General features: G+C 55.4%; 1 protein-coding gene. It reads right to left on the reverse strand.

The genetic code is table 11. From position 1 onward, the window contains the following. Nucleotides 1-169: 169 nt before the first annotated feature. Nucleotides 170-1864, reverse strand: a complete 1695-nt coding sequence (locus tag DW754_RS10735) for a phospho-sugar mutase (protein WP_117759931.1) — start codon at nucleotides 1862-1864, stop codon at nucleotides 170-172. Nucleotides 1865-2091 lie beyond the last annotated feature (227 nt).

Below are 2091 nucleotides of genomic sequence, written 5' to 3' on the forward strand. Positions count from 1 at the left end.
CGGCAAGGAGATATATTGCCAGACCGGAGGGGCGCCGGGGGCGGGAATCTGGGCGTACACATTTCCTACACAGTTTGGGATTCTCAGCTGTATTTAAAAGTAATAAAGAGGGGACCTCGTTTCCGAGATCCCCTCCTCCGTCTATCTATAGAAATAGGCTTTCAAAGCCTTAGGCCAAGAGCTTGCGACCGGACTCCTCGATCGCGTCAAGTGCTGCATCAGCCTCGGCGGCATCCGCGCCCTTAGCGAAGATGTACAGCTTAATCTTGGGCTCGGTGCCAGAAGGACGGACGATACCCTTGTTACCACCCTCGAGATCGAACTCAATGACATTAGCCTTCGGCAGGCCGTTCACGCAGGTGTTGTAATCCACGACGGCCTCAATCTTGGAACCGGCGAGCTCCGCGGGCGGGTTCTCGCGCAAACCAGCCATGATGCCGGCCATCTTTGCCGCACCCTCAGCGCCCGGATAGCTTAGCGAAATCGTCTTGTTGTGATAGTAGCCATACTTCTCGTACAGCTCGTGCATCGCATCGGCAAGGTTCTTACCCTGGAGCTTGTAATACTGCGCCATCTGGCAAATCAGAAGCGAAGTGCTCACGGCGTCCTTGTCGCGCACGTGGTCGCCGGCCAGATAGCCGTAGCTCTCCTCGAAACCGAAGATAAAGCGATCGACCTCGCCAGCATCGGAAAGAGAAGTAATGATGTCGCCGATGTACTTGAAGCCCGTCAGGCAGCGGCGAAGCTCAAAACCGTACTCGTCGGCCAGAGCGTCAACCATGGCGGAAGAAACGATAGTAGTAACGGCAACCTTCTTAGTGAGGTCCTCACCGCGGGCAGCACGGGTCTTGCAGATATAGTCGAGCAGCAGAACGCCCATCTCATTGCCGGTCAGCAGCAGATAGTCATCGCCATTTTTAACGGCAACGCCAACACGGTCGGCGTCGGGATCGGTTGCAAGCAGCAAATCAGGGTGAACCTGCTCGCAGAGATCGATGCCCTTCTGCATGGCCTGACGGATCTCGGGGTTAGGATACGGGCAGGTCGGGAAATCGCCGTTAGGCTCCTTCTGCTCGGGAACAACCGTGACATCGGTGATGCCAGCGCGCTCGAGCACCGTAGTAACGGGAATGAGGCCGGTGCCGTTGAGCGGAGTGTAGACGAGCTTAAGCGGAGCGCCAGCGATCTCCTCGGCAGAAAGGTTAGTCACGCCGCGCGCGAGAACGGCGTCGTAATAACGCTCGAGGCATGAGCCTTCGATCCATTTAACCAGACCCTGCTCAAGAGCCTCATCAAAGTCCATGGACTTCACGCCGGTGAATGTATCGGTCTCGGCGATAGCCTTAGAAATTGCATCGGCGGCCTCGCTGGTGACCTGGCAGCCGTCGGGGCCATAGGCCTTATAGCCGTTATACGGTGCCGGGTTATGACTAGCGGTCATGCAAATGCCACCGGAGCACTTAAGATCACGGACGGCCCAGGAGAGCGTCGGCACAGGAGAAATCTTGGGATAAACGAGGGCAGTCACGCCGTTTGCTGCAAGAATGGCAGCCGTCGTCTTAACGAACAGCTCACCTTTATTGCGGCTATCGCGAGCGATGGCAACCGTTGGATGCTCGAAGGTCGCATTGAGGTAGTCAGCGAATCCCTGGGTCGCACGACCGACCGTATAGATATTCATACGGTTAGTGCCCGCACCGATAGTGCCGCGAAGGCCGGCAGTACCGAAGGCGAGATCTTGGAAGAAAGCATCGGTGATGGCGTCCTCATCACCCTGCTCCTTCATCGTGTTAAGCTCAGCGAGGAGCTCCTCGTCCTTGACATTGGCAATCCAAGTATCAAGCAGCTCATGAACATCTGCCATGTGAGTCCTTCCGTCACAATCAATAAAACGACCCGTGTAAAAACAGGACAAGCGCAGCAGTGCGCTAAAGCAAATATTAGTCCATTGAGAACAGAGAACCGACCAAAGAACGGTGAACGTCTATATTCAGCGGTGGATGATTAAATTGATTTAATTGCATAAGGAATGTTGCCTGTAAACGCAAAAAAGGGGGAGGCCGCGAGGCCTCCCCCTACTTCAAGTCTTGC

This window comes from Collinsella sp. AM29-10AC, from assembly GCF_003469085.1.
Lineage (GTDB): Bacteria > Actinomycetota > Coriobacteriia > Coriobacteriales > Coriobacteriaceae > Collinsella.